Origin of the sequence: Streptomyces sp. NBC_01288, from assembly GCF_035982055.1 — a bacterium.
In the GTDB taxonomy this organism is placed as follows: domain Bacteria; phylum Actinomycetota; class Actinomycetes; order Streptomycetales; family Streptomycetaceae; genus Streptomyces.
Genome location: NZ_CP108427.1, coordinates 5,849,813 through 5,872,332, shown reverse-complemented (window position 1 = coordinate 5,872,332; position 22,520 = coordinate 5,849,813). Strand labels below are relative to the sequence as shown.

At 69.9% G+C, this 22,520-nt stretch carries 23 protein-coding genes; 10 read left to right on the top strand and 13 right to left on the bottom strand.

Features of this window, described 5'->3' with window-relative positions; translation table 11 throughout:
• Position 1 precedes the first annotated feature (1 nt).
• From OG194_RS26515 to OG194_RS26480, 8 genes are all read right to left on the bottom strand, one after another.
• Positions 2 to 1,363, bottom strand: a complete 1,362-nt coding sequence (locus OG194_RS26515) for a hypothetical protein (RefSeq protein WP_327403291.1) — start codon at positions 1,361 to 1,363, stop codon at positions 2 to 4.
• Between the two features lie 918 nt (positions 1,364 to 2,281).
• Positions 2,282 to 3,001 (bottom strand): pyridoxine/pyridoxamine 5'-phosphate oxidase, encoded by a 720-nt coding sequence (locus OG194_RS26510; RefSeq protein WP_327403290.1) that lies wholly within the window; start codon positions 2,999 to 3,001, stop codon positions 2,282 to 2,284.
• Positions 3,002 to 3,011: 10 nt separating this feature from the next.
• Positions 3,012 to 3,890 (bottom strand): GNAT family N-acetyltransferase, encoded by an 879-nt coding sequence (locus tag OG194_RS26505; RefSeq protein ID WP_327403289.1) that lies wholly within the window; start codon positions 3,888 to 3,890, stop codon positions 3,012 to 3,014.
• The gene (locus OG194_RS26500) at positions 3,887 to 4,492 is read right to left on the bottom strand and encodes a GNAT family N-acetyltransferase (RefSeq protein ID WP_327403288.1); all 606 of its coding nucleotides are present in this window, start codon (positions 4,490 to 4,492) and stop codon (positions 3,887 to 3,889) included. The genes OG194_RS26505 and OG194_RS26500 overlap by 4 nt, the downstream gene beginning before the upstream one ends.
• A gap of 58 nt (positions 4,493 to 4,550) precedes the next feature.
• A complete protein-coding gene (locus tag OG194_RS26495) occupies positions 4,551 to 4,955 on the bottom strand; it encodes a type II toxin-antitoxin system VapC family toxin (RefSeq protein ID WP_327403287.1) in 405 nt (134 codons plus the stop codon).
• Positions 4,948 to 5,223 carry a type II toxin-antitoxin system Phd/YefM family antitoxin gene (locus tag OG194_RS26490; RefSeq protein WP_327403286.1) on the bottom strand — a complete coding sequence of 92 codons (276 nt, stop codon included), beginning with the start codon at positions 5,221 to 5,223 and terminating at the stop codon, positions 4,948 to 4,950. Before OG194_RS26490 ends, OG194_RS26495 begins: the two co-directional genes overlap by 8 nt.
• A 32-nt stretch (positions 5,224 to 5,255) precedes the next feature.
• Complete coding sequence (locus tag OG194_RS26485) at positions 5,256 to 5,657, bottom strand: Zn-ribbon domain-containing OB-fold protein (protein WP_327403285.1); 402 nt, start codon at positions 5,655 to 5,657, stop codon at positions 5,256 to 5,258.
• The gene (locus OG194_RS26480; RefSeq protein WP_327403284.1) at positions 5,657 to 6,106 is read right to left on the bottom strand and encodes a DoxX family protein; all 450 of its coding nucleotides are present in this window, start codon (positions 6,104 to 6,106) and stop codon (positions 5,657 to 5,659) included. Before OG194_RS26480 ends, OG194_RS26485 begins: the two co-directional genes overlap by 1 nt.
• Positions 6,107 to 6,337: 231 nt before the next feature.
• On the opposite strand from OG194_RS26480, the gene OG194_RS26475 reads away from it, so the two are divergent.
• The 6 genes from OG194_RS26475 to OG194_RS26450 all read left to right on the top strand — a co-directional run bounded on the left by OG194_RS26475 (position 6,338) and on the right by OG194_RS26450 (position 13,717).
• Positions 6,338 to 7,966 (top strand): subtype B tannase, encoded by a 1,629-nt coding sequence (locus tag OG194_RS26475; protein WP_327403283.1) that lies wholly within the window; start codon positions 6,338 to 6,340, stop codon positions 7,964 to 7,966.
• Between the two features lie 232 nt (positions 7,967 to 8,198).
• Entirely contained in the window at positions 8,199 to 9,431 is a 1,233-nt protein-coding gene (locus OG194_RS26470) for a flavin-containing monooxygenase (RefSeq protein ID WP_327403282.1), read from the top strand.
• A gap of 139 nt (positions 9,432 to 9,570) precedes the next feature.
• Positions 9,571 to 11,796 (top strand): acetate--CoA ligase family protein, encoded by a 2,226-nt coding sequence (locus OG194_RS26465; protein WP_327403281.1) that lies wholly within the window; start codon positions 9,571 to 9,573, stop codon positions 11,794 to 11,796.
• The gene (locus OG194_RS26460) at positions 11,787 to 12,584 is read left to right on the top strand and encodes an enoyl-CoA hydratase/isomerase family protein (RefSeq protein WP_327403280.1); all 798 of its coding nucleotides are present in this window, start codon (positions 11,787 to 11,789) and stop codon (positions 12,582 to 12,584) included. Before OG194_RS26465 ends, OG194_RS26460 begins: the two co-directional genes overlap by 10 nt.
• A 67-nt stretch (positions 12,585 to 12,651) precedes the next feature.
• Complete coding sequence (locus OG194_RS26455; protein WP_327403279.1) at positions 12,652 to 13,143, top strand: nucleotidyltransferase domain-containing protein; 492 nt, start codon at positions 12,652 to 12,654, stop codon at positions 13,141 to 13,143.
• Positions 13,144 to 13,183: 40 nt separating this feature from the next.
• Complete coding sequence (locus OG194_RS26450) at positions 13,184 to 13,717, top strand: SMI1/KNR4 family protein (protein WP_327403278.1); 534 nt, start codon at positions 13,184 to 13,186, stop codon at positions 13,715 to 13,717.
• A gap of 31 nt (positions 13,718 to 13,748) precedes the next feature.
• On the opposite strand, the gene OG194_RS26445 is transcribed toward OG194_RS26450, so the two are convergent.
• The gene (locus OG194_RS26445) at positions 13,749 to 14,342 is read right to left on the bottom strand and encodes an HAD family acid phosphatase (RefSeq protein ID WP_033286521.1); all 594 of its coding nucleotides are present in this window, start codon (positions 14,340 to 14,342) and stop codon (positions 13,749 to 13,751) included.
• Between the two features lie 252 nt (positions 14,343 to 14,594).
• Here OG194_RS26445 and OG194_RS26440 point away from each other — a divergent pair, with 252 nt between their 5' ends.
• The 3 genes from OG194_RS26440 (at position 14,595) to OG194_RS26430 (ending at position 16,309) form a co-directional block, all read left to right on the top strand.
• Positions 14,595 to 15,200 (top strand): flavin reductase family protein, encoded by a 606-nt coding sequence (locus tag OG194_RS26440; RefSeq protein ID WP_327403277.1) that lies wholly within the window; start codon positions 14,595 to 14,597, stop codon positions 15,198 to 15,200.
• 137 nt (positions 15,201 to 15,337) lie between these two features.
• Positions 15,338 to 15,889 (top strand): VOC family protein, encoded by a 552-nt coding sequence (locus tag OG194_RS26435; protein ID WP_327403276.1) that lies wholly within the window; start codon positions 15,338 to 15,340, stop codon positions 15,887 to 15,889.
• A gap of 126 nt (positions 15,890 to 16,015) precedes the next feature.
• Complete coding sequence (locus OG194_RS26430) at positions 16,016 to 16,309, top strand: SCO0607 family lipoprotein (RefSeq protein ID WP_327403275.1); 294 nt, start codon at positions 16,016 to 16,018, stop codon at positions 16,307 to 16,309.
• A gap of 10 nt (positions 16,310 to 16,319) precedes the next feature.
• On the opposite strand, the gene OG194_RS26425 is transcribed toward OG194_RS26430, so the two are convergent.
• Entirely contained in the window at positions 16,320 to 17,687 is a 1,368-nt protein-coding gene (locus OG194_RS26425; protein ID WP_442811630.1) for an MFS transporter, read from the bottom strand.
• Positions 17,688 to 17,759: 72 nt separating this feature from the next.
• Between OG194_RS26425 and OG194_RS26420 the strand changes: the two genes are divergently transcribed.
• On the top strand, positions 17,760 to 18,833 hold the full coding sequence (locus tag OG194_RS26420; RefSeq protein WP_327403274.1) for a GlxA family transcriptional regulator: 1,074 nt from the start codon (positions 17,760 to 17,762) through the stop codon (positions 18,831 to 18,833).
• A 14-nt stretch (positions 18,834 to 18,847) separates the two neighbouring features.
• Here OG194_RS26420 and OG194_RS26415 read toward each other — a convergent pair whose 3' ends face one another.
• The 3 genes from OG194_RS26415 to OG194_RS26405 form a co-directional block, all read right to left on the bottom strand.
• Positions 18,848 to 20,095: an MFS transporter gene (locus OG194_RS26415; RefSeq protein WP_327403273.1), complete on the bottom strand. Its 1,248-nt coding sequence runs from the start codon at positions 20,093 to 20,095 to the stop codon at positions 18,848 to 18,850.
• 121 nt (positions 20,096 to 20,216) lie between these two features.
• Positions 20,217 to 21,266 (bottom strand): alcohol dehydrogenase catalytic domain-containing protein, encoded by a 1,050-nt coding sequence (locus OG194_RS26410; RefSeq protein ID WP_327403272.1) that lies wholly within the window; start codon positions 21,264 to 21,266, stop codon positions 20,217 to 20,219.
• On the bottom strand, positions 21,266 to 22,414 hold the full coding sequence (locus OG194_RS26405) for an acyl-CoA dehydrogenase family protein (protein WP_327403271.1): 1,149 nt from the start codon (positions 22,412 to 22,414) through the stop codon (positions 21,266 to 21,268). Before OG194_RS26405 ends, OG194_RS26410 begins: the two co-directional genes overlap by 1 nt.
• Between the last annotated feature and the right edge of the window lie 106 nt (positions 22,415 to 22,520).

Genomic DNA, 22,520 nt, shown 5'->3' with positions numbered 1-22,520 from the left:
TTCAACGGTCGGGGTGGACCGTGATGACGGCTTTGTCGTTGCCCGGGTCCGGGTCGCGGTCGCCGACGTACCAGTCCTGGGCCGGTTTCTTGTCCTGTTTCCTGTCCTGGAGGGTCAGGGCGCCTTCGCCCGGTTCGCCGAGGCGCATCGTGAACGTGAAGGTCTGGGTCTTGCCGGGTTCCAGGGCCTTGATGTCGCAGGTGTAGGCGTAGGCGCCGCGCTCGCAGTAGGGCTCGTAGGCGTCTTCGTCGTACTCCTGCATGGGCTGCTTCACCATCTCCATGCCGAGCGGCGGGCTGAACACCAGCTGCTCCGTGGCGCCGGCGTCGGCGGGGCCGTTGTTGCGGACGGTGAGTTTGAAGGTCCGCTCGGTGCCGGGGTCGCCGTACAGGTTCACGTCGGAGACGGAGTAGTCGGCGTGGGTGTCGAGCACGACGTTCGTCCAGCCGCCACCCTTGGCGTAGGTGCCCTTCTCGGCGGCGGTGGCTTCGGGACGAAGGGCCGGACCGTCACCGTGGTCCCCGCCGGCCATGGCACCCCCGTATTGCGGTCCCATGTCCAGCGCCCGGGCCTCGCTGTTGAAGGAGGCGTACATTCTCGTCTTGGGCGCGCGGAGCCGGAGCGCGGGCTGGACGGTCACGGTCTGCCCGGGCGCGATGCGAAGATCCGGGAACTGGCACACCGCGATGTGCCCCTTGTAGAAGCCCGGATAACGGCAGTTGGCGTACCGCTCCTCGAACTCCAGCTGTTCGAGGCCGACTTGGAGCACCAGTCCCCTGACCGGCACCTCGCCGGTGTTCCGGACGACGATCGGCCGGCTCAGCTCGGCCCCCGGACGAACTCCGCCGAGTAACTTCGTTGTCAACACCTCGACCACCGGCTCGCCTACGACGACCTTCGTCCGCGCGGTGACCGTCTTCCCACCCCGACCCGCGTACGTGTACCGAACCACACCGGCATCCCCCGGCCTGCTGCCCTCGGCCGCGACCAGGGAGACGCCTCCGTCCGACCGGCTGTCGTACTCGGAACGCACCGCACACGTCATATGTGTGGGACTGCCCGTGCAGTTCCCGCCCTTACGCAGTACGACCGCACTCTTCACGCCGGGCAGCACGTCCACGGTGAGGGTGTGATCAGCGGATCCTCCGACACCGGTGTGCGTCTTGCCGTCGTCGGCGGAGAAGTGGAACGGATCCTTGTCGTGCGGGCCGGACTTGTCGCCGACGGGGCGCAGGTAGAAAACCTCGGGCGCGGTGATCGAGGGCGCCTTGTCGGTTGCCCCGCTGCCACAGGATGTGAGCGCCGCGAGCAGGAGGGTGACGGCTGCTCCGGCGCCGACCGCACACTTCAACGGGCGGCGCACGTTCACAGTCTCCCCGCCTTCTCCTCAACGAACTTGGAGATCAACGTACCCCCTGCCCGCGACTCGACGAAGACGAGATTGAGGCCCTACTCAGTGCCCACAAGCCCCTCACCAGTGACCGTTGGGCCACTCGCTTCTTGGTCAGTGTCGGGCTTCCACGGCCCGAGTAAAGGGCGCTCCGCTGCGCTACGCGTCGCCTGCGGCGATGGCCCTGCGGGCCACCCTTGACTAGGGCCGCTCCAGCCCGTTTCAGAAGCGAGCGAGCGGCCCGGAAGGACGGGTGGCCAGGCAGGAACCCCCTTGCCTGAACTGTCCTGCCGACCGGTATGAAGGGGCGCGCCCGCGTCTCGCCAGCACGCCGGGTCGGCTTAGCGGCTACCCGCCGGTGGGGCGGGAAGCGTGGTGGTGGGGGGTGCATGGGGGTGTGCTGCGGTCCGGCCCGCACGCCGCTTCGACTTGAGCGGCCGACCCTGGGTGGGTAGGTGCTGGAAGCCGGGAGTAAATCTAACCACCGTCACCACCCTTTACCGGTTAGAAAAGGACAGAGGCTGCGGAGAGTGGAGGGGGAAGAGTCCAGCGGGGAAGGACGGGCGGGACGGGTACCAGTCCCCAACCACACTCCCCACCCACCACCCACCACTCGCCGTTGGCCGCTAAGCCGGCCCGGCGTGCTGGCGAGACGCGAACGCGCCCCTCCGCACCGGCTTGCTACGCAGTGCAGGTAGGGGCCTGCCCACCTTGGCCACCCGTTCCTCCGGGCCGCTCGCTCGCTTCTGAAACGGGCTGGAGCGGACCGAGTCAAGGGTGGAGCGAAGCGGAATCGCCGAAGGCGACGCGACCGCAGGGAGCGCCCTTTACTCGGGCCGTGGAAGCACGACACTGGCCAAGAAGCGAGTGGCCCAAAGTTCAGTACACAGCTCAGGGCCAGAGCAACCCCTTCGACCAGCCCCGCTCCCCCCGGACATAGCTCAGGCGCACGTGTCGTCGTAGCGCATCGCCCTGGAAGAACTCGACCTCGTCCGGGAACACCCGGTACAGGGTCCAGGACGGGGCAGGGGTTTTTGGTTCTCGTTGTGCCAGTTCCCAGGCCGTTTCCGATGTCTGCGTCAACTCGCCCAAGGATGAGAGGACTTCGCTCTGGTGGCCGGTCAGCGCTGCCGCCAACGCGCCCGTCGAGTGCGCGTGCAGGTCCGCCTGGGATTCGGTCGGTGTCGCCGGGATGACGGGGCCTCGTAGGCGGACCTGGCGGCCGAGCCGGGGCCAGTAGAAGGCGAGGGCGGCGTATGCGAAGCCCTTCAGCTGGTGGCCTTTGCGGCTCGTGGAGTGGGTCGCGAAGGACCAGCCCTCCGCGTCCGCGCCGTGCAGCATGACCATCCGTACGTCCGGGAGGCCGCCGCCTTCAGACTCCGGGTCGCCGTCCCTCGTCGCCAGCGACATCACGTGCGGTTCGAGCTCGCCCGCCGCCACCGCCTCCGCGAACCAGGTGGTGAAGAGGGCGAGGGGGGTGTCCGGTGCCGCGGTCGGGTCCAGCGGCGGCAGCTTGGTCACCTCCGGGGCCCATACCCGTAGTGACTTCAGCAGTTCGTGAAGGTCTGTTCCCGATCCCGATCCCGATTCCGTTCCTGATCCCGTTCCCATGGGTCGAGTATCACCTTCGCTCCGCGCCGGGCCGGAAGTCGTAGCCCGCGAAGTCCTCCACCGGGCGGTACCCGATGCGCTGGTACAGGGCGTTGCTCGTGGGGTTGGCCAGGTCGGTGAACAGGAGTACCTCGTCCGCGCCCGCCGCCAGGGCCATTCCGCTGACCTCCGCCGTCACCGCGCCCGCGTAGCCCCGGCCCCTGAGGTCCGCCGGGGTGTAGACGGGGGCGACTCGGACCTGGCCGGCGACCTTCGTCGTGAGCCCGGCCATGGACACCGGCGTACCGTCCGGGGTTTCCCAGAGCGTGATCCCGCCGTACGCGATCCGGGAGTCGGCCCACTCACCGGGGTCCTGCGAGGTGCCGCTCTCGCCGATCGCCGCGGTGAACTCGACGTACCAGCGCATGAGTTGTTCGCGGTCGTTTGCCGTCGCGACTCTCGGGCGGCCCGGTGGGGAGGGTTGCGGAGTCGTCAACTCGCCCAGGCGGTAAAGGCGTTGGCGTGCGTGGAGTTCGGAGAGCGCGCCCGTTCGGCTTGTCCATGCCTCCGCGAACGTCGATGCCGTGTCCAGTTCCCCCATGACTCCCGGCAACTCGTCGCCGCGCAAGGACAGTTGGGCGGCCAGCTCGACGGCCTCCTCCGCAGCGAGGGGCGTCAGCATCAGCCGGCCGGGAGGCGTGCGGAAGAAGGCGGCCCGTACGTCGCCGTCTCGTTCCAGCGCGCCGAACACCGGGTCCCCCACGCCGTACATGCGCAACCCTCGGCTGCGCAGCGCCGCCGTCACCGTGAGGTGAACCGTGTGCAGGGCGGGCCGAGAACGCAGGAACTCCCCTGCCCGGGCGAGGAATTGGTCCAGGTCCCCGGTGATGTGCCAGTCGCGGTCCGTCACACCTTCACCTCCGGTTCCGGGTCCGTGGCCAGCCGGCCGTGCAGGTGAACGTCACGGAACGCGTCCCGTTGCCCTGCCTCGAACATCGCCCCGCGCAGCGTCCCCTCGGCCGGGAACCCGCAGTGCTCGGCGATACGGCAGGACGCGTCGTGGCCGAGGGCGTGGCCCAGTTCGAGGCGGTGCAGGCCCAGGTCGGTCAGGGCCCAGCGGGCGGCGAGGGTGAGGGCGCGGGTGGCGACGTTGCGGCCCCGGGCCTCGGGGAGCGTCCAGTAGCCGACGCGGGCGACGCGGATGACGTGGTCGATGTCGTTGACGCCGATGTGCCCCAGCGTCGTACCGCCGGCCGCGTCCGTGACACAGAACGACGCGCTGACGCCGTCCTCCGCGTTCTCGGCACGGGACCGCAGCGAGTTACGGGCGCTCGCGAAGTCCGTGACCGGCCGCAGCGGGGTGTTCCAGCGCTGGAACTCGGGGTCCGACACCCCGCGCAGCCAGTCCGTCACATCGGTGTCGTCGTCGGCATCCCAGGGCCGCAGCCGCAGTCCGTGACCGTAGAGCTCGGGAAAGGGCTGCCGCAGAGACCGCTCGCGTATGTGGGCCATCGCGCCATTGAATCAAGCCCCTTGTGCGCCGGGTACGTCATTTTCCGGGCCGGGACAGTCAGACGGGGACGATGAGAACCGCGTCTTCCAGCCCTTTGAAGTCGCCCGCATTGCGCGTGTAGAGCGGCAGGCCTCTCGTCGAGGCGATCGCGGCGATCATGAGATCCATGCGCCGTGGTCGCGGATCCCTGCTGGCCGCGATGGTCAGTGCGACCAGCGTGCTGTACCGGGCGGCGGCGGGGCCGTCGAACGGCAGGGGGTCGAAGTCGGCGACCGCGGCTCCCAGCTTCTCCATGCGGGCCGCCCTCGCCATCGGGTCCTTGGCCATGGCCACGCCCTGCTGCAGTTCGGCCAACGTCACGGCGGTGAGCTCCGGCGCAACAGGGAGATCCTGCGGGGCGAGGAGGTCGAGGTCGATATAGGTGCAGGTGTCGAGGACACCGGCGGGATGTCGATCAGCCACGCCTGCGCTCCCAGGGGTCTTCGTCGGCCCGGTCCTCGCCCTCGAAGAACTCGTCCGCCTCCGCTCGCATCTGCGCGGCGTCCACACGCGGAAGCATCCGGTGCCGGGCGACGAGTTCCTCGACGCTCAGCCGCCGCCGGCGCGGCAACGGGCGCAGTTCGGCGACCTCTATGCCGTTGCGCGTGATGTGGTACGTCTCCCCGGCCTCCACCGCGTCCATGACCGCGGCGGAGTTGTTGCGGAACTCCCGCTGCGTGATCGTCTTCATGCAATCAGCGTAGCCCTGCGTGTCTCACAGGGCTACACCGTCCTGAACACCGGCACCCCGTCCCGGAACGTCACCTCCACCGGCATCCCGGCCCGCAGCCCCGCGGGCCCAAGCCCGGATTCCACGAGCTCCGTCATCATCCGCGGCCCCTCCGCGAGGTCGACCACCGCCGCCACGTACGGCACCCGTTCCCCGAAGGGCGGGAGGTCGTTTCGGTGGACGACGGACCAGGTGTAGAGGGTGGCGTGACCGGTCGCGGGTTCCCAGGTGACGTGGTCGCTCCAGCAGTGGGGGCAGAACTCGCGGGGGTAGTGGTGGGCCCGGCCGCAGTCCGCGCAGCGGCGGAGGAGCAGGCGGCCCTGGGCCGCGGCGTCCCAGTAGGTGCGGGTGAACGCGTCGGGCTCGGGGAGGTCGTAGCGCGGGGAGGTCCCCATCAGAACCATCCCAGTGCCGCGTCCAGCGACCACACCTGCCAGGACATCGCGAACAGGGCGACCAGGGAGATGAGCGCCATCATCGCGTTCTGCCCCTGCTCCGCCCAGTCGTGGATCATGAGCGTGAAGTAGAGGACGTTGAGGAGCAGGCCCCCGACGAGCGCGGCGGGGGTGAGGAAGCCCACGACCAGGCCGAGGCCGACCGCCAACTCGGCGTAGACGACGACGTACGCCATCGTGCGCGGGCGCGGCGCGACCATCACGTCGAAGCCCGAACGGACCGCGGTCCAGCGGTGTTTGGCGGCCACGTCGGCCGCCCACGCGATGCCGGTGCCGCGCTCGAACCAGGCCTTCTTGTCCTTGTGCCGCCAGCTCTCCAGCCACCACAGCCCGAGTCCTATACGGAGGACCGCGAGCCAGTCCGCTCCGCTGAGCCAGATCGCATCCATGAATCTGACGGTACGTCAGAAGCTGAAGAAAGCCGAGAGGGGGCCATGAAAATCCTGTGCGCGGACCGTGCCGCTGTGGGTCCGCCATGAATCCCCGCAGATTGTTGACGATTTTGTTCGGCGCCGATTACGTTCGCAAGCGCAAGGCCAAGGAGCGGTCGGGAAGACGCAGTCGGGAAGACGAGAGGCAGCACGGTGAAGCACAGGGCAGTGAAGCGCAGGACGGTAGTCATGGGCATCGGCGCGACCGCCGGTGTCGCGGCGGTCGGCGGCATCGCGCTCAGCGCGAACGCCAGCAGCTCGAAAACGTCGTCGTCATCGTCCTCATCTTCCTCGGACACCCTGGTCTTCGACCCGGACGCCTACACGAAGCTCACGAAGACCGTCACGGACACCGCGGGCACGAAGCACACGGTCGTCTACCACTTCTGGAAGGCGATCACGTACGTCGCCAACCCGGTGGACGCCACCTACCAGTCCCTGATCGTCAGCTCCCCGGTGTCGATCGACGGCAAGGCGGTCGACGCGAGCAACGCCCCGATCCTGCTCGCCAACTCCATCGGCGGCTACCTCCCCGCCTCCGTGGCGACCGCCACCGAGGTCGGCGGCGGCGGTTCGGCGATGGGCGGCGGCGCGGCCCCGTCCGGTGCCCCCAGCTCCTCCGCCTCAACCTCAGCGAACGCCTCAGCCTCCGCGAGCGCCTCCGCCCCCGGCGCCAACGGCAACACCAACGCCACCGGCGGCGCCACCTCCAGCAACCAGTTCCTCGCGCTGGCCGCCGGCTACGTCGTCATCGAGCCCGGCGCCCGCGGCCGTACCCTCAAGAACTCCAGCGGCGAGTACTACGGCACCGCCCCGACCGCGATCGTCGACCTCAAGGCCGCCGTCCGGTACGTGCGGTCCAACAAGGGCCGCATCCCCGGCAACGTCGAGCGCATCGTCTCCGCGGGGACCAGTGCGGGCGGCGCGCTGTCGTCCCTGCTGGGCGCGTCCGGCGACAGCCCGCTCTACGACAAGTACCTCAAGGAGCTGGGCGCGGCCGACGCCTCCGACGCCATCTTCGCGACCGGCGCCTGGTGCCCGATCACCGACCTGGAGCACGCCGACGGCGCCTACGAGTGGAACTGGGGCGCCAACGACCTCAGCACCGGCAAGCAGGTCGACCAGACGGTCTCCAAGGCGTTGCAGGCACAGTTCGCCGAGTACCAGGCCGGCCTGAAGCTGCGCGGCCTCGGCGGCTTCGGTCCGCTGAACGCCCGCAACCTCGACGCGTACATGGTCGAGCAGTACCTGGAGCCCTCGGCGACCACCTATCTCGCCGCCCTCTCCGACTCCGCCCGCGCGACCTACCTGAAGGCCAACACCTTCATCACCTGGTCCGGCGGCAAGGCCACCTTCACCTGGGCCGACTTCCTCACCCATGTCGGCGCCCGCAAGAAGGACGCCCCCGCCTTCGACGCCTTCGACCTGTCGGCCGGCGAGAACAACGAGTTCGGCACGGGCACGACCCTGGCCCGCCACTTCACGGCGTACGGCGCGAAGAACGACTCAACGGGCCTGAGCAGCAAGCGGGTTCCGAGCGACATCCCCGCGAAGCTCGACCTGATGAACCCGATGTACCACCTGGTCGAGAAGGTCAACCCGAACCGTTCCAAGCACTGGTGGATCCGCCTCGGTACCAAGGACTCGGACACCTCGCTGACGGTCGCCGCCAACCTCGCCGCCCGCCTCGACAACCTGGGCGACGACGTGAACCACGTCTACTACTGGGACGAGGGCCACGGCTCCAACACCGACCCGGGCGACTTCATCACGTGGATCGCCCAGGTGACGGGCCACAAGGCCAAGCGCGGCAAGTAGACACCAAGGACGCGGTACCGGTTTCCCGTCATACATTCCGGTCGCCGTCTCACGACGCCGAGCCCCTTCGCGCACGACGCGGGCTCGGCGTCGTGGCCATTCCCACGGCCCTCACACACCAGAGGCCCTACGCCACCGACCTCACCCACTCCTCCACACCCGTGATCGATCCGCAACCAATTCCGGGCTTGACCGAGACCCATCAACGTGGGACGTGATTACGCTCGCGCTCATGGCCGACTCCACAGCGTCCCCGAACCCCGCGGCGCAGAACCACGCAGACCGCCCCGTGTACGTCATCGGCGGCGGCCCCGGCGGTCTCGCCGCCGCGTACGCGCTGCGCGCGCAGGGCATCCGTGCCGTCGTACTGGAGAAGTCGGACCGGGTCGGGGCGTCCTGGCGCAGGCACTACGACCGCCTGCACCTGCACACCACCCGGCGGCTGTCGAGCCTGCCCGGACTGACCATGCCGCGCCGGTTCGGCCGCTGGGTCTCGCGGGACGACGTGGTGCGCTATCTGGAGAAGTACGCCGAGGTCCACGAGCTGGAGATCGTCACCGGCGTCGAGGTCTCCCGCGTCGAGCGCTCGGCCGACGGCACCGGCTGGCTGCTGCACGCCACCGGCGGGCGTGAGCTGACCGGCCGCGCGGTCGTCATCGCGACCGGCACGAACCACACCCCCCGCGTCCCCGACTGGCCCGGCCGCGACGCCTACACCGGCGACCTCCTGCACGCCGCCGACTACCGCGCCGCCCAGCCCTACGCCGGCCGGGACGTCCTGGTCGTCGGCATCGGCAACACGGGCGCGGAGATCGCCGTGGACCTGGTGGACGGCGGAGCGTCGCGCGTCCGCCTCTCCGTCCGCACGGCCCCGCACATCCTGCGCCGCTCGACCGCGGGCTGGGCGACCCAGTACACAGGCGTTCTCGTACGACGGCTGCCGGTCGGCCTGGTCGACCGGCTCGCGGGGCCGGTGTCCAAGGTCAGCGTGCCTGACCTGTCGGCGCAGGGGCTGCCGCGCCCCGAGACCGGGCTGTACAGCCGGGTCAAGGAGGGCTCGATCCCGGTGCAGGACGTCGGGCTGATCGACGCCGTGCGCAAGGGGCGGGTCGAGATCGTGCCGGCCGTGGAGAGCTTCGAGGACGGCAAGGTGGTCCTCGCCGGCGGCGACCGCATCGGGCCGGACGTCGTGATCGCAGCCACGGGTTACGTCCGCTCCCTGGAGCAACTCGTCGGCCACCTGGGCGTGTTGGACGCCCGCGGCAAGCCGGTCGTGAACGGGGCCCGCACCCCGAAGGACGCGCCCGGCCTGTACTTCACCGGGTTCACCAACCCCATCAGCGGGATGCTCCGGGAACTGGCCATCGACGCGGAGAAGATCGCGAAAGCGGTCGCCAAGGAGACCAGGAAGCTCTCGAAGAAGGCCTCGAAGGCGGCCTCGAAGGGAGTTCCGGCCGCGTCCTGACCCCGGGTCCGTCCGTGTCCGTCCGTTCTTTGCGTGCACGACAGTTCCTGACGGACTGTCAGTTCGTTAATCTGACACTGCGTCAGTTTATTGCGCTGGCATGACTGTCACGACTGTCACACAGGAGCGGGGCGGACCGATGCTTGGATCAACCCACGGCACCCTCACCACCGACTCCCGCCGGGCCCGGGTCATCGCCTGCGGTGAGCAACCCGGCCCCGCCGTCCACGGCAGGCCCGCCGACGTCGACGATCTCGACGTCAGCGGGCGGCCGTTGTACGCGGGCGTACCCGACCTGGACCGTTTCTTCCGCCCCGAGTCGGTCGCCGTGGTCGGCGCCTCCGACGCGGAGGGCCGCCCGAACACCGGCATCACCCGCCAACTCATGGCCTGGGCAGGACGGGTGGGGGCCCGTCTGCACCCGGTACACCCCACCCGTGCCACGGTCTTCGACGTCCCCTGCTTCCCCGCCATCACCGACCTCCCCGAACAGGTCGACCTGGCGGTGGTGTTGGTGTCCGACCCGCTCCCCGTGATCGAGCAACTCGCCGAGGCGAAGGTGAAGTTCGCGGTCGCCTTCGCGTCCGGCTTCGCGGAGACGGGCGAGGCGGGTGCGCTGGCACAGGCCCAACTGGCCGCAGCCGTAGGCCGATCCGGCCTCCGCCTGCTCGGCCCGAACACCAACCTCAACGCCTTCGAGAACTTCCGCGAGGACCTGGAAGGACCCGCGATAGCCCTCATCACCCAGTCCGGCCACCAGGGCCGCCCGGTCTTCGCCCTCCAGGAACTCGGCATCCGCCTCTCCCACTGGGCCCCCACCGGCAACGAGGCCGACCTGGAGACCGCCGACTTCATCTCCTACTTCGCCGAGCGCCCCGAAGTCGGCGCCATCGCCTGCTACATCGAGGGACTCAAGGACGGCCGCTCCTTCCTCCTCGCCGCCGACCGCGCCGCCCGCCGCAAGGTCCCGGTGGTCGCGGTGAAGGTCGGCCGCACCGAGACCGGCGCCCGTACGGCCGCCTCCCACACCGGCAAACTCACCGGCGCGGACACGGTGGTCGACGCGGCGATGCGCCAGTACGGCGTGATCCGCGTCGACGGCCTGGACGAACTCCAGGACACGGCGGCCCTGTTGGCGCGGGCGAAGCCTCCGGTGGCCGAGGGGGTGGTCGTGTACTCGATCTCCGGCGGCACGGGAGCCCACTTCGCCGACCTGGCGAGCGAGGCGGGACTGCACCTCCCACAGCTGTCGACCGGCAAACAATCCGAACTCCACGAGTGGATACCGCCATACCTGAGCGTGGCGAACCCGGTCGACAACGGCGGTCACCCGGTGGGCGATTGGCGCGGCCGGAAGATCATCGACGCGATCCTGGACGACCCGGAGGTAGGGGTACTGGTCTGCCCCATCACGGGCCCGTTCCCCCCGCTGAGCGACAAGCTGGTGGAGGATCTGGTGGCGGCGGCGGAGCGCACGGACAAGCTGGTGTGCGTGGTGTGGGGCTCACCGGTGGGCACCGAACCGGCGTACCGCGAGCGGCTGTTGGGCTCGTCCCGAGTGGCGACCTTCCGCACGGTGGGCAACTGCGTCACGGCCCTCCACGCCTACTTCTCCCACCACCGCTTCGTCCACGCCTACCGTTCCCCCTTCGACGAGGCCCCCCGCGCCGCCTCCCCCTCCTTCCGCAAGGCCGAGGCCCTGATGCGCCCGGGCCAGCAACTGAGCGAACACGCGGCGAAACAACTCCTGCGGGCCTACGGAATCCGGGTCCCCCGCGAGCAGTTGGTGACCAGCGCGGCAGCCGCCGTACGGGCGGCGGGGCTGGTGGGCTACCCGGTGGTGATGAAGGCGTCCGGCGCGCAGATCGCGCACAAGACGGAACTCGGCCTGGTGAAGGTGGGCCTGACCTCGGCGAGCCAAGTCCGGGACGCGTACCGCGAGTTGACGGACATCGCACGCTACGAGGACGTGACGCTCGACGGGGTGCTCGTGTGCCAGATGGTCGAGCGGGGCGTCGAGATGGTCGTCGGCGTCACCCAGGACGAGCTGTTCGGCCCGACGGTGACGGTGGGGCTGGGCGGGGTGCTGGTGGAGGTACTCCGGGACGTGGCGGTACGGGTGCCGCCGTTCGGCGAGGAGGCGGCGCGGGACATGCTCGGCGAGTTGCGCGGGCGTCCGTTGCTGGACGGGGTACGGGGACGGCCCCCGGCGGACCTCGACGCCTTGGTGGAGGTGATCCTGCGCGTGCAGCGCATGGCCCTCGAACTGGGCGATGTGCTCTCGGAGTTGGACATCAACCCGCTGATGGTGCTGCCGAGGGGGCAGGGCGCGGTGGCGTTGGACGCGTTGGCGGTGTGCCGGTGAGTGAGGTCGTGTACACAGTCTCCGGCCAGGTCGCGTACCTCACCCTCAACCGCCCCGAGGCCCTGAACGCGATCACCCCGGCCCAACGGGACCGCCTGATAACCCTGTTGGGAGAGGCATCGGCGGACCCCTCGGTACGGGCGGTGGTCCTCACCGGCACCGGGCGCGGTTTCTGCGCGGGCGCGGACCTGCGGGGCGGCGGAGCTTCAGCCGGTGACGAACGGGTGGCCGGTGACGTGGCCCGGGTGATCCGCCTGGGCGCACAACGCCTGATCGCCGCCGTCCTGGACTGCGAGAAACCGGTGATCGCGGCGGTGAACGGCACGGCGGCCGGCCTCGGCGCCCACCTGGCCCTGGCCTGCGATCTCGTACTGGCCGCGGAATCGGCGAGGTTCATCGAGGTGTTCGTACGGCGGGGGCTGGTCCCGGACGGCGGCGGCGCGTATCTGCTGCCGCGCCTGATCGGCCCGCAGCGTGCGAAGGAGCTGATGTTCTTCGGCGACGCGGTGAGCGCACCGGACGCGGAACGGCTCGGCCTGGTCAACAGGGTCGTACTGGATGGGGAGTTGGAGAAGACGGCCCGGGAATGGGCGGAACGCCTCGCCACCGGCCCTACCCGAGCCCTCGCCCTCACCAAGCAGCTCGTCAACGCGTCCCTGGACAGCGACCGTACGACCGCGTTCGCGGCGGAGGCGGCGGCCCAGGAGATCAACATGACGACGGAGGACGCGCGGGAGGGGGTGGCGAGCTTCGTGGAGCGGCGGACTCCGGAGTACCGGGGGCGGTGACCCTCCGGCTTTGCCTCGCGAAACGGTTCGCGTGTCCGGGGCGGTCACTTCTAACGTGCCTCAAGTGATGAGTGCCGACGAGGTGTTGTTCATCCTGGAGCTGCTGCGCCGCGCGGAAGCGGACGTCTGGATCGGCGGCGGCTGGGGCATCGACGCCCTGATCGGCGAACAGACCCGGGACCATCGCGACCTGGACCTGATGCACCGCCGGGACGAGGAGGACGCGGTGCTGGCGGCTCTCGGCGCGGAGGGCTTCGCCGAGAGCCTGGACTGGCGGCCGGTCCGCTTCGTCATGACGGCCCCGGACGGGCGCGAGATCGACCTCCATCCCCTGGTCTTCGCCGCCGACGGCTCGGCCACCCAAGCGTCACCCGACCCGGAGCGCCCTTTCGCCTACCCCACCTCGTGCTTCGTGACGGGCACGATCAAGGGAGCGCCGCTCCCGTGCCTGTCCGCCGAGCAGCAGGTCCATTTCCACCAGGGTTACGAGCCGTCGGAACGCGACCGGCACGACATGGCGCAGCTCCGCCGTGTCTTCAGGATCGGCACGCACTTCTGACGCACGCCCGCCGTCCCGGTCACATCGCTAATCTGTTCGCGTGACGCCGAACGAGGACCGCGAGTTCCCCGCCCCACTTGCCGCTGCCATGGCGGTTCGGCTCGCCTGGATTGGCGAGGACGGTGTCGATTTCGAGCCCTACGACGCTTTCCTCAGTGCCGATGAGACGAACGACTGGCTGCGGGCCTGCACCCGCAACGGTGAGCTGAACGGCGATGACTTCCGGGTGTTCGGCCAGGACGGCTCCGGTGGGAACGCCGCATTCTGGATCGTCCGCCCGGGCCGGGCACTGGCCGAGCAGCCAGTCGTCTTCCTCGGCTCCGAGGGAGAGACCGGCGTCGTCGCCCGCGACCTGGGCGCGTTCCTGTGGTTGTTGGCCGACGGCTTCGGCCCGCTGGAGGCATCCGTCGCGGACGATCCCGAGCCCGACTGGGTACCACGCCCCAACCGTGAACTGGCCGCCATCGCGGAACAGTTCGCGCCCGACCGTCGCGCGACCGCGGCTGCCGTGATCGAGCGGGCCGCGCGGGAGTTCCCCGACTTCGACGACATCATCATGAAGCTGGTTCGCTGAACTCCGCGCGGACCCTCGGCAGTTGTACGGGTCAGTCCAACAAGCCGTCGTAGTCCGGGAGTTTGTACGTCGTGTCGGCGTAGCCGCCCGAGAGGTCGGTGGTGTTGTTGCCGATGTTGGCGATGATGTCGTAGCCGTTCGCCTCGATCGCCTTGCGCTGGGAGGTCTTGAAGTCGGCGATGGACTCGGTCAGGAGCTGGGCGACGGTACGGGCGTAGAGGCCGTCGACCGTGTAACCGACGCTCGTCAGGTTGGACTTGGTGACCGCGTTGAAGAGGTTGCTGCGGGCGCTGACGAAGAAGACGCTGATGCCCTTGGCGTGCGCGTCCTGGGCGAGGGCGAGGACCGGCGGGGTGGCGGGGACGGTGATGCCGCCCTCGAAGTAGGTCTCCAGCGAGGTGTTGTCGATGTCGAGGACGATCGCCTGCTTGGCGCCGGAGGTGTTGGCGGCGGCACGGGAATCGATGTAGGTCTGCGCGGGGCCGGTGACGGCGGCGACGTCGGTCAGCCACTGGGACTCGGTCACGGTCGAGTCGGCTGCCTGCGCGGGCAGGGCGGCGGCGAGCGTCAGGGCGAGGCCGGCGACGGCGGCCACGGCTCCGCCGCGTGCGGTGAGACGGTTCATCGTGTGGGTGCTCCTCAGGTCACGGCTGCCAGCGGTGATGTACCGGTGGCGGTCGTTCCGTAACACTGCTGAGGGTTGGCGTGCGGGGGGTGACCCGTAGGGGTCCGTGGGGCGACGTAACACCCATGATCTGCCCAGCAGCCTGTGAATTGGCCCAGCACAGAGCCGATTCGGACCGGTCCGCGATACGGGATGCCGACAGGCCCGCACCCCTTCCTATCTGATGATCCGTCAGCTTCAATGGGTGATGTGATGGGACACGCAGGGGCGGCCGCGGCCGCCGTCCGGTACCTCAGGTCGGCCGGAAGCGCTCCGGCCGCGCAGCCTGTCGAGGCGCTGCCGCGGCCGGAGCTTCGGTGCGTCACGGACGACGAGCGGGCGCCGGTCGACCACGGTGAATTCCGGCGCGTACTGGGCACGTTCGCGACCGGCGTGACCGTGATCACCGCCCCCGCGGCCGAGGGCGAACCCGGCCCCGCCGGCTTCGCCTGCCAGTCCTTCTCCGCCCTCTCCCTCGACCCGCCCCTCGTCGTCTTCATGGTCGGCCGCACGTCGACGACCTGGCCGCGCATCGCCCGCGCCGGCGTCTTCTGCGTCAACGTACTCGCCGCCCACCAGGGCGAGTTGTGCCGCGGCTTCGCGGTGAGCGGCAAGGACAAGTTCGCGGACGTCCCCTACGACGCCTCCCCCGTCTCCGGCTCCCCCCGCCTCACCGACGCCACGGCCTGGGTCGACTGCACGATCCACGCGGTGCACACCGGGGGCGACCATCTGATCGTGGTGGGACGGGTGGACGGGCTGGGGACCGACGAGGGTGAGGGTGCGCCCCTGTTGTTCCACCGGGGCCGCTTCCTCTGACCGTCAGCAGGACATCCGGCCGTCAGTAGGGCATCCGGCCGTCAGTTGGAGATCCGGCCGTCAGTAGGACAGGACCTGTCCTATCCCGCCCCTATCGTCGCGCCCGAAACCCGGCAGCGACGAAGGGAACCCCGACCATGCCCCAGCAGACCGACTCCGCCCCGGAGGGCTACACCACCGTCGCCCCCTGGGTCGTCACCGACGACACCGGAGCCTTTCTCGACTTCGTCGCCGCGGCGTTCGGCGGGAAGGAACTCGGGCGGGTGATGACGGAGGGCGGGGCGATCGGGCACGGTGAGATCCGGATCGGGGACACGGTCGTGCTGGCCTTCGACCGCAGCCCGGACTGGCCCGTCATGCCGAGCCTGCTGCGCGTGTTCGTACCCGACGCGGACCAGGCGTTCGCCCGGGCCGTCGACGCCGGCAGCCGCATCGTCACGCAGTTGGCGAACGACGCCTTCGGACAGCGCGGCGGCCGGATCACGGACCCCTTCGGCAACATCTGGTGGGTGGTCGCCCACGTGGAGGACGTCCCCGAGGACGAGATGTGGGAGCGGCTACGGCAGCCCGAGTACGCCGAGGCCATGCGCGTCGCCCAGGAGACGTTCGACGCCGAACTCAGCGGCCGGGGTCACGGGCGCAGCAGCGCGCCCGTGCGGACGGCGGTTCCTCCGAGTGCTGCTGAGTAACCCGCGCTCCGATGCTGAGCCCGCGTACTCATGAAGGTCCGCCCCTCCTCCGACAGCCTTGCTCTCAGACCGATTCGAGCATTCGCGCATTCGTGCATTCGCGCATCTGACCGGGGGACCTCCACCATGAGCAAGCGCACGCGAGTCGCCGTTCTCACGTCCGTCCTGATATCCACCGCCGGGCTGCTGTCCGCCTGCTCGTTCTCCAGGGCGGACGCCCTGTGCGGTGGGGGCGAGTACCCGGTCCTGGCCGTGGGCAGCACCGCGGGCGGCGCCTGTGTGAAGAACGGCGACACCCCGCCGAGCGGCTATGCGCGGTACCCGAAGGGGAAGGTGCCGCAGCACGTCGACGACAAGTGGGACACGTACTGGCAGACCCACACCGTGGACGCGAAGGGGAACATCACCTCCGCCCCGTAGCCGTCAGCCGTCACGCCACCGCGACCGCGCCCATCCGCGCGACCGGCCGTCGCCGGATCACCAACGCCATCAGCGCCGCCACCGCGCACAACGCCCCGGACACGTACCAGACCATGTCGTACGACCCGAACGCGTCCCGGGCGACCCCGCCCAGGAAGGCGACGAGCGCCGCGCCGATCTGGTGGGAGGCGAGGACCCAGCCGAAGACGATCGCGCTGTCCTCGCCGTACTGCTCTCGGCACAGGGCGAGGGTCGGGGGGACCGTGGCGACCCAGTCGAGGCCGTAGAAGACGATGAAGAAGAGCATGGGCGGGTGGACGGTGGGGGCCAGCAGCATGGGGAGGAAGAGGAGGGAGATGCCGCGCAGGGCGTAGTAGACGGCGAGCAGGCGGCGGGGTTCGAAGCGGTCGGTGAACCAGCCGGAGGCGATCGTGCCGACCACGTCGAAGACGCCGATCACCGCGAGCAGCGAGGCCGCCGCCGTGATGGGCATGCCGTGGTCGTGGGCGGCGGGCACGAAGTGGGTCTGGATCAGGCCGTTCGTGGACGCGCCGCAGATCGCGAAGGTACCGGCCAGCAGCCAGAACGGGCCCGTGCGCACCGCCTTGGACAGAACCGAGATCGTACGGCGGGCCGCACCCGTCACCGGTTCCGGCTTCGGCACGAACTCGGTCGCCCCGTACGGCTTCACGCCCACGTCCGCCGGGTGGTCCCGCAGCAGCAGCCACACGAAGGGGACGACGGCCAGCGCCGCGAGGGACACCGTCACCGCCGCCGGGCGCCAGCTGTGCTCCTCGACTATCCAGGACAGCAGCGGCAGGAAGATGAGTTGCCCCGACGCCGAGGCCGCCGTGAGGATGCCGGTGACCAGGCCCTTGCGTGCGGTGAACCAGCGGTTGGTGACCGTCGCCGCGAAGGCGAGCGCCATCGAACCGCTGCCCAGCCCCACCAACAGGCCCCAGCACAGCAGCAGTTGCCACGGCGCAGTCATCCACACCGTCAGGCCGGACCCGAGCGCGATCACGGTCAGCGCGACCGCGACCACCCGCCGGATGCCGAAGCGGTCCATCAGCGCCGCCGCGAAGGGGGCCGTCAGCCCGTACAACGCGAGGTTGATGGACGCCGCCGCCCCGATCGTGCCGCGCGACCACCCGAACTCCTGGTGCAGCGGATCGATCAGCAGCCCGGGCAGCGAACGGAACGCCGCCGCACCGATGATCGTCACGAACGTGACGGCGGCGACGAACCAGGCACGATTGATCCGGGTACGGCTACGACGGCTACGGCCGCTGGGCGCGGTGCCGGAGCCGGGCCCCTCGGCGGTGCCGGGGCCCGGCTCGTCTGCGGTGCCGGTCGCGGCATCGGTTGTCTGCGTCACGTCAACGAGCTTCCGGCATCCCACCCCTCCCGAGCCACTGGCCCGAAGGACAGCATTCGCTAGAATCGGGCCATGAGCCGAGAGTCCGAGCCGGAGTACCGCCCGCACCGCGTCGTCGTCCTCGCCCTCGACGGCCTCCTCCCCTTCGAGCTGGGCATCCCGCACCGCATCTTCGGCCGCCCCAGGGACACCGAGGGACGTCTGCTGTACGAGGTCGTCACCTGCTCGGTCCGCCCGCCCGGCCCGGTCGACACCGACGCCGACTTCGCCATCCACGTCCCGAACGGCCCGGAGGCCCTCGCCACCGCCGACACCGTGATCGTCCCGGCGTCGTACGAACTCGGCCCGGTCTTCGAGGAGGGCGTCCTCACCCCCGAACTCGCCGCCGCCCTCGCCCACATCCGCCCCGGCACCCGCCTCGCCTCCATCTGCACCGGCGTCTACGTTCTCGCCGCCGCCGGCCTCCTCGACGGCCGCCCCGCCACCACGCACTGGGCCGACGCCGAGCGCTTCCAGGAACTGTTCCCGCAGATCGAGGTCGACGCGGACGTCCTGTTCATCGACGACGGCGACGTCCTCACCTCCGCCGGTGTCGCCGCCGGCATCGACCTGTGCCTGCACATGGTCCGCCGCGACCACGGCACCGCGGTCGCCAACGACGTCGCCCGCCGCACGGTCGTACCGCCCCACCGCGACGGCGGCCAGGCCCAGTACATCCACCGCCCGGTCCCGGACCCGCAGGTGGCGACCACGACCGCCGCCCGCACCTGGGCGCTGGCCCGCCTCCACGAACCCATCCAGCTCCGGGACATGGCCGAGCAGGAGGCGATGTCCGTCCGCACCTTCACCCGCCGCTTCCGCGAGGAGGTCGGCATCAGCCCCGGCCAGTGGCTCACCCAACAACGCGTCGAACGAGCCCGCCACCTCCTGGAATCCACCGACCTCTCCATGGACCAGGTCGCCACGGACGCGGGCTTCGGCACAGCCCAGTCAATGCGCCAGCACCTACAGACGGCCCTCGGAGTCACCCCGACCGCCTACCGCCGCACCTTCCGCACAGGAGCAACGGGAGCAACGGGAGCAACGGGAGCAACGGGAGCAACGGGAGCAACGAACACGCTAGGCGCGATGAGCGCCCTGAACTGACCAAGCGTCGCAGCTCACTTGACACCCTCAACACCCGCCCCAGCCCCAACACCCCCTGGCTCTACGACACTCACACCACTCCCCTCCGCATACGCACCCCGCCGCGCCCGTCGCACCTCTCCCCACCACCCCACACCGGTCATCGCCACGGTCAGACACACCCCCGCCAAGATCGCCGTGGACGGCGCAGCCACCTTCAACAACGCCCCGGCCAGCGACCCCGTAGCCGCATACCCCACCCCCGACGCCGCGTACATCACCGAATACCCCGCAGCCAACGCACCCGGCGGCAACACCTCCCGCAACGAGAGATTCCGGGTGAGCATCGCGCCCGACTGAAGCGTGCCGCCCACGACGAGCGCGACCGCGATCCCCGCCGCGGCCGGTATCACCGCGGCCAGCGCCACACACACCGAGGTGCCGGCCATCAGCACCACACTCCGGGTGCGCAACAACCCCGGCCAGCCGCGCAGCCCGTAGACGAACGCGCCCAGCCCACCCCCCACCGCCATCCCGGTCAGCAGCGGACCCGACCAGCCGACGCCGATACCGCGCTGTTCGAGGAGAGCCGGGAGGACAAGCTCCGACAGCCCGAGCAGGGCAAGGCTGGCCCCGCCCACGACATACACCGGCCATGCCCCGACCAGCACCCGGAGCAGCGGAGGACTCTCCCCGCCCTCCTCTTCCGCCCCACCCCACCGGGCCGGCAGCAGCCACAACCCCCCGACCGACCACGCCATCAACCCGGCCGCGAGCAGCAACGGCACCCTCGGCGCGACACCGAGCGCCAGCCCGGCCACCGCCGCCGGAGACACGGCCCACACGCCCGCCGTGAGTATCGACTCGACGGACAGGGCCTGCGCCACGGACCGCGCCGGCACCAACTCGCTTAGCAGCGTGCGCAGTCCGCCGGTGGCCGCGGCAGGCGCACCCCCGGCGACGAACGCGAACCCGGCGAGCACGACAGGATGCGCCCCCGGAAACACCCCGAGCCCCAGAAACCCCACCGTCCCGACCGCGAGCCCGACAGCCAGCTGAACCCGGGCCCGCTCCGGCCGCAACCGCATCCCGAAGACCGGCGCACCGCCGATCTCCCCCAGGACATAGGCCGCCGCGAGTATCGCGCCCAGCGAATAGCCCCCCGGTCGCTCGCGCACCAGGAAGACCAGGGCCAGCGGCGCCATGGCCACCGGCATCCGGGCGCCGATGGCGGTGCAGGCCCAGGCCAGGACCTGTCGGGAGACCACATCGCGGTAAGTCATGCCAAAACGCTACGGGCCGGGACCGACAACGCCCCATGAATTTCCCCGGCCTGTGGATAACTCCAGCCATGCCACCGTCAAGCGCACCCGCCGCCACCATCGAGCACGCCCGAAGCCACCGTCAGAACGTGAGTACCCCGCGCGCCACCCGCCCCGCCTCCGCGTCCCCCGCCGCCTTCTCGAAGTCCTCGACGGGATACGTCTCGGTCACCAACTCGTCGAGCAGCAACCGCCCTTCGCGATACAGCTGGGCGTACAGGGCGATGTCCCGCTGCGGCCGGGACGATCCGTACCGGCACCCGAGAATCGACTTGTCCAAATACATGGACGAGACGAGGAAGGACGCCTCGGCGGTAGCCGGCGGCACCCCGAGCAACACCGCCTGCCCATGCCGATCCAGCAGATCCACAGCCTGCCGGATCAACTCCACCCGTCCCACGCACTCAAAGGCGTGATCGGCCCCGTTCGGCAGAATCTCGCGCACACCCTCCGCCGACGTAAGGAAGTGAGTGGCCCCGAACTGCCGAGCCACCCCCTCCTTCCCCGGGTTCGCATCCACCGCGACGATCGTCAACGCCCCCGCGATCCGGGCCCCTTGAAGAACATTGAGCCCAATACCACCCGTCCCGATGACGACGACACTGTCCCCAAGACCGACCCGCGCCCGATTGAGAACGGCACCGACCCCGGTCAACACCCCGCACCCGATGAGCGCGGCGGACGGCATCGGGATGTCCTTCGGAATCCGTACGGCCTGCACGGCCTTGACCACGGTCCGCTCGGCGAAGGCGGAGTTGGAAGCGAACTGGTACACCGACTGCCCGCCTCGCGTGAACGGCTTCCCCGGCCGCCCGATGGCCTGCCGGCACATGGTCGGCCGCCCCCGGTCGCACTCGGCACAGGTACCGCAGTTGGCGAGCGTGGAAAGAGCCACATGATCCCCAGGCCCGACATGGGTGACGCCCACACCCACGGCCTCCACCACGCCCGCACCCTCATGTCCCAGCACCACAGGAACGGGGAAAGGTATGGTCCCGTCCACCACAGACAGATCGCTGTGGCACAACCCGGCCGCCGAGATGGCGACCAGCACTTCCCCGGGCCCCGGTTCCCGGACCTCCAGATCGTCCACGACCTGGATCTGCTTGCCGTCGAAGACCACACCGCGCATCAGACGACCCCCTTGGGTTCCCTGGGCAGACCGAGCACCCGCTCGGCGATGATCGTGCGCTGAACCTGGTCCGAGCCGCCGTAGATCGTGTCGGCCCGCGAAAAGAGGAACTGGTGCTGGAACAGGTCGAGTTCGTACGACAGTGACGGCGTCCAGTCCACCGGCCCGACCGCCGCCGCGGCCCCCCGCACCTGCATCGCCAACTCCCCGAGCCGCTGATGCCACCCGCCCCACAACAGCTTGGCCACACTGGGCGCCCCCGCGTCCCCGGCCCGCCCCAGGGTCCGCAGGGCGTTCCACCGCATGGCCTTCAACTCGGCCCACTGTCGCACGAGTCGATCGCGCAGGACGGGATCACCAACGGCCCCCGAGGCAACGGCGGCCTCGACCACCCGCCCCAACTCCCGTGCGAACCCGATCTGTTGGGCCAGGGTCGACACCCCCCGCTCGAACCCGAGCAGACTCATGGCGACCTGCCACCCCTCGCCCTCACCCCCCACAAGATGCTCGGCACGCGCACGTGCCCCCTCAAAGAACACCTCGTTGAACTCACTCGTCCCGGTCAACTGCCGTATGGGCCGCACCTCGACACACCCCGGCTGATCCATGGGCACGAGCAGAAAACTCAACCCCCGATGCCGCCGCGACCCCACCTCGGTCCGCGCCAACACAAAACACCAGTCGGCCTCATGAGCGAGCGAGGTCCAGATCTTCTGCCCGGTGACCCGATACTCCCCACCGTCCCGCACGGCAACAGTCCGCACCCCCGCGAGATCCGACCCGGCCCCCGGTTCGCTGTACCCCTGACACCACAGCTCGTCCCCCGCAGCGACAGCCGGCAGGAAACGGGATTTCTGCTCCTCGCTTCCATGCGCGATGAGGGTAGGGGCAAGAAGGTTCTCCCCAATATGCCCGGACCGAGGCGGCGCGCCCGACCGCGCGTATTCCTCGGCCCAGGCGACCTGTTGGGTAAGGCTCCCCGTCCGATTCCCATACCCGGACTCCGGCCAACCCAGCCCGATCCACCCACTCTTACCAAGCGTCCGTTCCCAAGCCCGCCGATCCTGATCCGAATCAACATGCTCAGAGAGCCACGCCCGAACCTCCACCCGAAAGTCTTCATCTGCGTCAGCGAATCCAAATTCCACAGCGGGTCCCCTTCCAGCACAGGCCGGCTCAACTAACCCAGGGGCGCGGGGAACTGCGCGACCAGCCCCCACGCACCCGCACACGCCACACAACACAAACCCCCCA

What these genes read in the sequence shown, in the direction of transcription:
- OG194_RS26510 (WP_327403290.1), bottom strand. Translation starts at nt 3,001, where the DNA reads ATGGGAACGGGATCAGGAACGGAATCGGGATCGGGATCGGGAACAGAC.
- OG194_RS26500 (WP_327403288.1), bottom strand. Translation starts at nt 4,492, where the DNA reads ATGGCCCACATACGCGAGCGGTCTCTGCGGCAGCCCTTTCCCGAGCTC.
- OG194_RS26490 (WP_327403286.1), bottom strand. Translation starts at nt 5,223, where the DNA reads ATGAAGACGATCACGCAGCGGGAGTTCCGCAACAACTCCGCCGCGGTC.
- OG194_RS26485 (WP_327403285.1), bottom strand. Translation starts at nt 5,657, where the DNA reads ATGGGGACCTCCCCGCGCTACGACCTCCCCGAGCCCGACGCGTTCACC.
- OG194_RS26480 (WP_327403284.1), bottom strand. Translation starts at nt 6,106, where the DNA reads ATGGATGCGATCTGGCTCAGCGGAGCGGACTGGCTCGCGGTCCTCCGT.
- OG194_RS26475 (WP_327403283.1), top strand. Translation starts at nt 6,338, where the DNA reads ATGGGCATCGGCGCGACCGCCGGTGTCGCGGCGGTCGGCGGCATCGCG.
- OG194_RS26470 (WP_327403282.1), top strand. Translation starts at nt 8,199, where the DNA reads ATGGCCGACTCCACAGCGTCCCCGAACCCCGCGGCGCAGAACCACGCA.
- OG194_RS26465 (WP_327403281.1), top strand. Translation starts at nt 9,571, where the DNA reads ATGCTTGGATCAACCCACGGCACCCTCACCACCGACTCCCGCCGGGCC.
- OG194_RS26455 (WP_327403279.1), top strand. Translation starts at nt 12,652, where the DNA reads ATGAGTGCCGACGAGGTGTTGTTCATCCTGGAGCTGCTGCGCCGCGCG.
- OG194_RS26445 (WP_033286521.1), bottom strand. Translation starts at nt 14,342, where the DNA reads ATGAACCGTCTCACCGCACGCGGCGGAGCCGTGGCCGCCGTCGCCGGC.
- OG194_RS26440 (WP_327403277.1), top strand. Translation starts at nt 14,595, where the DNA reads ATGGGACACGCAGGGGCGGCCGCGGCCGCCGTCCGGTACCTCAGGTCG.
- OG194_RS26435 (WP_327403276.1), top strand. Translation starts at nt 15,338, where the DNA reads ATGCCCCAGCAGACCGACTCCGCCCCGGAGGGCTACACCACCGTCGCC.
- OG194_RS26430 (WP_327403275.1), top strand. Translation starts at nt 16,016, where the DNA reads ATGAGCAAGCGCACGCGAGTCGCCGTTCTCACGTCCGTCCTGATATCC.
- OG194_RS26420 (WP_327403274.1), top strand. Translation starts at nt 17,760, where the DNA reads ATGAGCCGAGAGTCCGAGCCGGAGTACCGCCCGCACCGCGTCGTCGTC.
- OG194_RS26415 (WP_327403273.1), bottom strand. Translation starts at nt 20,095, where the DNA reads ATGACTTACCGCGATGTGGTCTCCCGACAGGTCCTGGCCTGGGCCTGC.
- OG194_RS26410 (WP_327403272.1), bottom strand. Translation starts at nt 21,266, where the DNA reads ATGCGCGGTGTGGTCTTCGACGGCAAGCAGATCCAGGTCGTGGACGAT.